The sequence below is a fragment of the Psychrobacillus sp. genome, assembly GCF_056205495.1.
This window is the reverse complement of the sequence record NZ_JBAEAP010000354.1, coordinates 1-7,902: the sequence shown is the minus strand read 5'-3', so window position 1 is coordinate 7,902 and position 7,902 is coordinate 1. Positions and strand designations below refer to the sequence as shown.

Below are 7,902 nucleotides of genomic sequence, written 5' to 3'. Positions count from 1 at the left end.
ACTCCTTAAAATTTAGTCATATGCCACTGTTGTTTTCCGCTATGGTGGACGCTTTCCGGGGGGACAGCCTAGTAATTATCACTTTATCCTGATGGATGCTGAACCCTTTAAATAGTTCGGGTATGCATAGAAGGGTAGTTTTACTGGGTTGATCATGTTCCCTTCTAATTGGAGATTTTGATAATTATATTCTCCATCCTGTCCCTGCCAGCTTGACTGAGAGGGTAAATCAACATCCTCCCCATTGGCATTGACTCCTCCGGAAAACAAGTAATAGGTATGGTTTTCTCTCATAGGTTTATACCTAACCTCTAGACCCCCCGGTAAAATCTTCGTAATTTCTATTTTTCCAAAGGATGGTTGTTCTAATATTTCTTTTTTATCGAAGTCTATTAACAGATAGCTTTCCTCTTTCGGAAGCGCCTGCACCTTATCAAATTTTAAATATAGCTCCTTTGGCTCTTTAAAATAGTTACTTTGTAGAAAGTACGTTTTCTCTAAATCCCCAACTCCTCCAAAGCCGGAGGAGCCATTTCGTATAGAGCTCCATACCTCTCCTTTTTCATCCTCCAACCGAATATCCTCAAATTGAAGTATTTCCATCGTATTCTTTTCATCAAAGTGAATGTTAAGTGCTACTCGAAGAGGATAAATGTTTACTTCTTCTATGAAAATCTTTTGACCATCTATTATTACTTCTTTATTTAACTTATATTCTTTCCCGCTCATTAAATCATTTTTAATTGTAAATGGAACTTCAAAGGCTGTTGTCTTGTCTCTTCCTTCCATTATTTCAAATTTAATTTTAAAATCTTTCGTTTTAAATTTCTCTATGTCACTAAAGGTAAAACTAAATTTGTCTAATTTCCGATTCTCTTCTTCTTGGTTGGGAGAATTGTAACCAATAGAGCTTACCAATTCTTTATCACCATTGAAGAATTTTATATCACCATAATCGATATTTTTTATAGAGTAGGGTGCTTCTAGCGTATAAAAAATCTCTGCACCCGTTTCGTCTATAATTACACCATCTAACGTGAAAGTAATATTATTCTCCGTTTGACTAATACCAACTGGCTCATAATATTCCTGATCAAGGATGGCTTCTAAACCTTTATCAAACTCTGGCTGAAGTATTTTGACAAATCGTTCCAGCCCGGGAATAGAGGCTACTGCAGTTGCAAATGTAGGAGAAACCCGTATAGAAGTTGTAAAAGTAAGCATGAGGATAACTGCCACTCCAATAGTCCATATTGTTTTTCTACGGTTGCGCCTTTTTGCTTTTGCTTTTAACAGACCATGTTGAATCGCATGGTTTACTGATTCTTCAGGAAGAGACATTTCCTCTAATCGTTTCTTCGATTTGCTTATCATTTCTTCCTCTTTTTCAAACATGGTCTGCTCCCCCTTTCTCCGATAAAAAACTCCTTAATGATTTGAGTGCTTTATGAAGCCGAGACTTTACTGTTCCCTCAGGAATATTCTCTAATACTGCAATTTCCTTAATCTTAGATTCTTGATAGTACTTCATATAAATAAGCTGCTGTTCTTTCTCTGACAGAGACAAAATTGCTTCCTCTATTTCCAAATAAGAGCTGTTCTCGTCATATCCTTGCACTTGAAGGGCATCAGTAGATATAAATCGTTTGTTTTTCTTTAGCTGAGTCTGACAGTAATTGATCATAATTCTGATTAACCATGTTTTTATATATTTTGGTTCCTTTACTGTATGTATTTTTTGATAGGCACGAAAGGTGATCTCCTGCATTGCCTCCACTGCCTCATGCTCACTTTTCAGAAATGCATATGCCGTTCGGTAAAGAGCAGCTTTATGCTCCTGCATTAATTGCAAAAAAGCCTGCTCATCTCTTTGTATAGCTTTTTTTGCAATTTCTAACTCTTCCACATCGACACCCCTTTTTAGCTTTCTTCTATACATTAGACACCCGAGTAGAGAAATGGTTCAGTGAATTATTATTTTTTTTAGTAAATTTTATAAAAAGCACCTCTGATTAAACTTGATTGGAGAGCAGGAGACCTCCACGGAACTTTGTGATTTAACCAGAAGTAAACAAAAAAGACTATAAACAACTTACAAAATTGTTTACAGTCTAATGTCAGTCTTTCCGATTACTAGAGTCTAGGGAAAGCAATTAATTTATACGAATCGTTGCCTCTTTTGTTAGGCTGTGGCTCATGTCTGCATAAAGAACAAACACGCGTGCAAGCTCCTTTAATCGAGCATGAACATCTTTATCAATGATTTTATTGTTTTCATCAAAGTGACTCGTTTGCGTGTACACGTAGTTTGGAGTAACTAAGCATTTAAAATAATCTAGAATTGGCTTTAACTGGTTTTCTACCACTAGATGATGCTGGAATGTACCTCCGTTGGCTACGATTGAAACCGGCTTGTAACGCATAGATTTTGGATGCAAGAAGTCGAAGGTATTTTTTAATACGCCTGGAATAGATCCTTGAAAAATAGGCGTCGCAAAAATAAACCCGTCTGCTTGATCAAATTTACTAACCAATAGCTTCATGTCATCGTTATATTGTTGAAATGGTCGCCCGTCCACAAATTGATGCTCATAATTAGAAAGCTTGATGATTTCCAATGTATAGTCTTTATTGATTTCTTCTATATATTCTTTCACTTGTTCTAATAATACACCTGTTTTTGTTCCGATAATTGTTCCGTCCACCAATAGAATTTTCACCTTAACAGAACCTCCTTTTTTCGTTCTTATTATATCAAAAAAATAGCTCCATTTTAGTAGAAAAGTTCCTGTTTGATGAAGTTCATCCTTTTGACTGAAATAGCTCCGTTCTGGGCTACACCCAGTTTTATCCCTTTAAATACGGGATTACCTAGTTTAATGCAGTATATGCACTTCTTGCATGAACGACAATAGCATCTTTCTTACTTATCCTTTTTTTCCTTATCTACAAAAATACCTTCTCTTTTCTCCCAATTAAAAAGCTCTTCTCTAGAAATAGGCTGCTCTTCCTTCACTTCGATTTGTTTAGCCTTTAAAATATCTATGTTTTGATAAATATTCACCTTATTCTTCTGACCATGAACGGCGTAATGATACATAGCAAAGGCGAGCTGGCGTCCTTCGACTGCCCTCATCTTTTTAAAGGGACCCGTCAGCACTGGGTTTAACACTTTAAATAAACCTTCGGATAGACGTTCGCCTAATCTAAATTCCTCTCTCCCACCGATTATTAGAGATGGCTTAAATATGGAGAGACTCGGCATGTTTAGCGCTATTAACTCTTCCTCTAGTTTGCCCTTTACCTGACTATAGAAAAAAGGAGACTTTTTGTTTGAACCAACTGCAGAAATAACATGAAAATTAGGTATACCTCTCTTTTTTGCTAGGGAAGCAATTTGTAGAGGGTACTCAAAATCCACTTTTTGAAAATTTTCTTTCGACTTAGCTTTTTTTATCGTAGTCCCTAAACAACAAAACAAGTCATCTGCAATATCTAGATCCTTTTCCTCCAGTTGCTCAAAATCCTTTACTCTTACGTCAAGCTTTGGATGATTAAAATCGGGTTTCCTTCTAGCAATAATTGAAATTGCTGTATATTCATCACTCTCACAGAGCTGCTTCACTAAAAATTGACCTGTAAAGCCCGTCGCTCCAACTACTATAGCTGTTCTTTTAGTCACTTTTATACCTCCTTTTAAATGTAGGAATCACTTTCCTAGCCAAATTGTCATATCCCCCTGCCCGTCCCCATACAATAGAAGGAATATGTCTGAAAGGAAGATGATGAAATTTGAAACTTGCTTATTTATTAAACACGCTGCCTCATCGTGGATTGTATCCTGCCGATCGTGCAAATAGCCTTCTTTCTGCAATGAAGATGAAGGAAAATAAAGTTTTTGTTCCTTCTTCTAATACAAGCCTCATTTACTACTTAGAAAAAAAGCAGATTAAACCTTTCTTGTATAAAACAAATGCTCAATTAGTAGCAGAGATGGACTCCTTCCAGCCGGATTGTATCATTCATGATAGTGGTAATTCTGAAAAAGATCTTATTAAAAGATTAAAAAAGGATAACCGATGCCTGGTTCATTTTGATGATCATGGAGATGGCGGATTACTCGCTGATATTGTCTTTCAGGCACTCTATGAAACTCCTAAAGAAGTTTCCAAGGAGAATTATGTATATGGGCCAACTGGCTACATTCCTGTACACAAGATCGTTTATAAAAATAATAACATGCCGGACTTGCCTCCGCATATAGTTGTCGCTTTTCCACATGAGGATCCCGAAAACTTAACGTACCGAACACTTCGGCATCTAGTACAGCTCCATATTCCATTGCGTATCAGTGTACTTGTGAATGATCAATATAAGCATGATGTAACGGAGCTAAAACGTTTCGCTCTCACAAGGAAATCTATCGGCATTATTAAAACGAATGAACCGGAAATTTATATTCCATTAAGCGATATCGTGATTAGCTCGGGATCATATGTGCCTTATTTAGTTTCACAATTCCAGGTACCTTGCATCATCCTATGTGCGCATGAGGAAGAGGTTAACTACGGTTTTCCTACTGAAAAGCATGGTTTTACAAATCTGGGACTTGGAAGAAAGATAAAACAATCCTACTTGCAAAATGCAATAATGGAAATCATTCTTCACGAGAATCGCAAAAATGCCTACAAATATAAACAAAAGCAACTAGATTTTAGCAATCACCTTACAGATGTAGTGGAACTCATAGAACAATTGATAGTCTCCAAAAAAGAGGAAGAAGAAATTGCGCATTAAGTTAATTTTTGTGCTACAATGAAGCAAAAAGCTGAAGGTGAACATTCATGACAAAACAACAGCTGCAGACACAAATTGCTGAGTTAAAAATGGACTATATTCGATTACAAGGTGACATGGAAAAGCTTGAATCAAATGGACATCCTACTCAAGTCGAGAATGCTGAGCGTAGACTAGCACAAATGGAAGAAGACCTTGCTAAACTAAACAAACAGCTCGCTGAACTGTAAAACGTATTTTTTCTGTTTGCAGATAGGGGAAAGAGACGTATGGAAACCCGTCCTTTGGTAGGGTTGGAGTATGTTAACTGCCCCGTCTGTCATCTTTGCGATGCTTTTTTAAGCAAAGATACAGAGAAAATAATCGTTTTATCAGTTTTGCGAGCTTTCTTTTTGGAGGAAAAAATCATATGTTAAACGTAGTAAATTTGGGACATACATTCGGTGATCGCACATTATTTAAAGAGGTTTCATTTCGCTTAGTTGAGGGCGAACACGTAGGACTAGTTGGGGCAAATGGTGTTGGAAAATCAACATTGATGAGCATTTTAACGGGAGAGATTATATATGACGAGGGTCGAGTAGAATGGCTTCCAGGTACTCATTATGGATATTTAGATCAGCATACACGCTTACAGCCAGGCCGTTCCATGTTCGATACACTTCGTGATGCTTTCTTACCTCTTTATAAAAAGGAAGAAGAGCTTAACGAGATTATTGGAAAAATGGGTGATGCTACACCTGAAGAGCTTGAAGTGTTACTTGAACAAATGGCAGAAATTCAAGATGCATTAGATGCTGGAGACTTCTATTCACTAGATATGAAGATCGAAGAGGTTGCTAGAGGACTTGGTCTAGATGCAATCGGACTAGACCGTCCAGTAGAGGCATTATCCGGTGGTCAGCGTACAAAGGTTTTACTTGCCAAGCTTTTATTGGAAAAGCCAAAAGTACTTTTACTAGATGAGCCTACTAACTATTTAGATGAAGAGCATGTAAATTGGTTATCTAACTATCTTAAAAACTATCCACATGCTTTCTTATTAATATCTCATGATACAGAATTCATGAATGGAATTGTAGATGTCATCTTCCATTTAGAATTTTCGAAGCTTACACGCTACACTGCTTCCTATGAAAAATTCTTAGAGCTTGCGGAGCTAAATAAAAGACAGCATCTTGATGCTTATGAAAAACAACAGGATTTCATAAAAAAACAAGAGGAATTCATTGCTAAAAACAAAGCACGCTACTCTACAACTGGACGAGCTAAATCTCGCCAAAAACAATTGGATCGCATTGAGCGTATTGACCGTCCGGAAACTGCAGCGAAGCCAGAGTTCGGCTTTAAGGAGTCTCGTAGCTCTGGGCGTTATGTAATTGAAGCAGAGCATTTAGAGATCGGTTACGACAAGGCACTTCTTCCCCCTTTAACGTTTACGATTGAGCGTGGGGAAAAGATTGCTCTTGTTGGGATGAACGGAATTGGTAAATCTACTTTGCTAAAAACAATGCTAGGTAAAATCCCTCCAATTGGTGGCAAAGTGATTCGCGGAGATTTCTTATTCCCTTCTTACTTTGAACAGGAAGTAAAAGCTGGCAACATTACACCAATTGAGTCTGTGTGGGAAACATATCCTAGTATGGAGCAAAGCCAGGTACGAGCAGCATTGGCACGTACTGGACTTAAAAGTGAACACATTACCCGCCCCCTTTCCAGTTTAAGTGGTGGTGAGCAAGCGAAAGTTCGTTTATGTAAGCTAATGATGGAAGAAAGTAATTGGCTAATTTTCGATGAGCCAACTAACCATTTAGATATTCATGCAAAAGAAGAGTTAAAACGTGCGATGAAGGAATTCAAAGGCACAATTGTTCTTGTCAGCCATGAGCCTGAATTTTATGAGGGCCTAGCGACAAAGGTTTGGAATGTAGAAGAATGGTTCTCTAAAGGGAAAGAAATCATTGAAGAGTAAGATCTTTACCTGAATAACATAAAAAAAGCTGATCGTGATAAGTAATCGCGATCAGCTTTTTGGCATATTGCTTTTTACTGGAGGCCTTAGCTATCTCCCGTATCAACAGTTAACTCTAAGTCTATCTCCATTTTCATAGCATGCCATTTTGTTTGATATTTGGCTTTTGGAATCCCATGATATTGCTCATAACGGCACATTCGACAAGAACAATGAACCTTGCCTTTGTTAAACTTACCTCTTACGGGCGTATATTTTACTCCGTTGTCGTCCCAATTAAAAACGTTTCTTACGATTCCTATCTTTTTTTGAATGGCTCGCTCTCGCTGATGGCGAGTGTAAGCTTTCGAACGATTTTTCATATTGTATCAGCTCCCTTGAGAAACCCGAGCTTGCAAGGTGCTTCAAGGAATATGGCAATAGCGCACCCTACAAGCTCGGCATGTAGCTGAACAATTGGATTATATAATTCATAGTGTCTTACCCCTCTATTTTTTTACAATAATAGCATATCTCAAAGCAGAACACTAACAGCTATTTCTATAGCATATTGCATAGAAAATTTTTTGTTCATCGTGTATAAAGTTATAAAAGAGATTATTTAAGGAGATTAATACAGTGAAAACCAATGCTCTATTTTATAAAATACAAAAAAGAACTGTGACCACTAAGGACTATGTGAATTGGTCCCATAACTTATTAGCAAACGATATATCATCAACATCCGTAAATATACTTTCTTCCATCTCATATAATGAGAGTATTTTCGAAGTGGAAGTTTATTTCAAAAGGGCTTTACAAGAGTTATCAATACAAGCACCAACCCTTGAAACATGTACAAGAGATTATTTAGGTTATTTAGCAGCTAAAATACTAGAGGCTAATAGTCATTCTGCGATATTTGATTTAGCTTACATGATGTATCGGATTATTGCATCTGATTTAGATTATCCGGACGATTTGATGGAGTGGTATGAAGTAAGTGAGCTCATCGATCAGCTGCGCTATAGCGTTGGACCTACTGAGCTTAATGAAGAAGAGGTAATATCAAGAATTAAAGTTGAGGCAAGAAATTATCCCGTTGAGCTAAATGTTCATACTTCCCAATCTACTAACAAAGACTAATTAAAAAA

The 7,902-nt window shown here is 37.2% G+C and carries 9 protein-coding genes; 4 read left to right on the top strand and 5 right to left on the bottom strand.

Annotated features, from left to right (window positions below; translation table 11 throughout):
• Positions 1–78: 78 nt before the first annotated feature.
• From AC06OU_RS10685 to AC06OU_RS10670, 4 genes are all read right to left on the bottom strand, one after another.
• Positions 79–1,395, bottom strand: a complete 1,317-nt coding sequence (locus AC06OU_RS10685; protein ID WP_475855691.1) for a DUF4179 domain-containing protein — start codon at positions 1,393–1,395, stop codon at positions 79–81.
• Entirely contained in the window at positions 1,388–1,906 is a 519-nt protein-coding gene (locus AC06OU_RS10680; RefSeq protein WP_475855690.1) for a sigma-70 family RNA polymerase sigma factor, read from the bottom strand. The genes AC06OU_RS10685 and AC06OU_RS10680 overlap by 8 nt, the downstream gene beginning before the upstream one ends.
• Before the next feature lie 247 nt (positions 1,907–2,153).
• Positions 2,154–2,720, bottom strand: a complete 567-nt coding sequence (locus AC06OU_RS10675; protein WP_342560210.1) for an NADPH-dependent FMN reductase — start codon at positions 2,718–2,720, stop codon at positions 2,154–2,156.
• Between the two features lie 203 nt (positions 2,721–2,923).
• A complete protein-coding gene (locus AC06OU_RS10670; protein ID WP_475855689.1) occupies positions 2,924–3,682 on the bottom strand; it encodes an oxidoreductase in 759 nt (252 codons plus the stop codon).
• 110 nt (positions 3,683–3,792) lie between these two features.
• On the opposite strand from AC06OU_RS10670, the gene AC06OU_RS10665 reads away from it, so the two are divergent.
• The 3 genes from AC06OU_RS10665 to AC06OU_RS10655 all read left to right on the top strand — a co-directional run bounded on the left by AC06OU_RS10665 (position 3,793) and on the right by AC06OU_RS10655 (position 6,769).
• Positions 3,793–4,797, top strand: coding sequence for a hypothetical protein (locus AC06OU_RS10665; protein WP_475855687.1), 1,005 nt, complete (start codon positions 3,793–3,795; stop codon positions 4,795–4,797).
• Positions 4,798–4,844: 47 nt separating this feature from the next.
• The gene (locus AC06OU_RS10660) at positions 4,845–5,027 is read left to right on the top strand and encodes an SE1832 family protein (RefSeq protein ID WP_169360851.1); all 183 of its coding nucleotides are present in this window, start codon (positions 4,845–4,847) and stop codon (positions 5,025–5,027) included.
• 179 nt (positions 5,028–5,206) lie between these two features.
• Positions 5,207–6,769 (top strand): ABC-F family ATP-binding cassette domain-containing protein, encoded by a 1,563-nt coding sequence (locus AC06OU_RS10655; protein ID WP_342560207.1) that lies wholly within the window; start codon positions 5,207–5,209, stop codon positions 6,767–6,769.
• 86 nt (positions 6,770–6,855) lie between these two features.
• Here the strand turns inward: AC06OU_RS10655 and AC06OU_RS10650 are convergent, their stop codons facing one another.
• Positions 6,856–7,131 (bottom strand): hypothetical protein, encoded by a 276-nt coding sequence (locus AC06OU_RS10650; RefSeq protein ID WP_475855685.1) that lies wholly within the window; start codon positions 7,129–7,131, stop codon positions 6,856–6,858.
• Positions 7,132–7,387: 256 nt separating this feature from the next.
• Here AC06OU_RS10650 and AC06OU_RS10645 point away from each other — a divergent pair, with 256 nt between their 5' ends.
• Positions 7,388–7,894 (top strand): hypothetical protein, encoded by a 507-nt coding sequence (locus AC06OU_RS10645; protein ID WP_475855683.1) that lies wholly within the window; start codon positions 7,388–7,390, stop codon positions 7,892–7,894.
• The last annotated feature ends 8 nt before the right edge of the window (positions 7,895–7,902 follow it).

Bases quoted from the DNA above. Each gene is read 5' to 3' on its own strand.
- AC06OU_RS10685 (WP_475855691.1), bottom strand. From the start codon at position 1,395: ATGTTTGAAAAAGAGGAAGAAATGATAAGCAAATCGAAGAAACGATTA.
- AC06OU_RS10660 (WP_169360851.1), top strand. From the start codon at position 4,845: ATGACAAAACAACAGCTGCAGACACAAATTGCTGAGTTAAAAATGGAC.
- AC06OU_RS10655 (WP_342560207.1), top strand. From the start codon at position 5,207: ATGTTAAACGTAGTAAATTTGGGACATACATTCGGTGATCGCACATTA.
- AC06OU_RS10650 (WP_475855685.1), bottom strand. From the start codon at position 7,131: ATGAAAAATCGTTCGAAAGCTTACACTCGCCATCAGCGAGAGCGAGCC.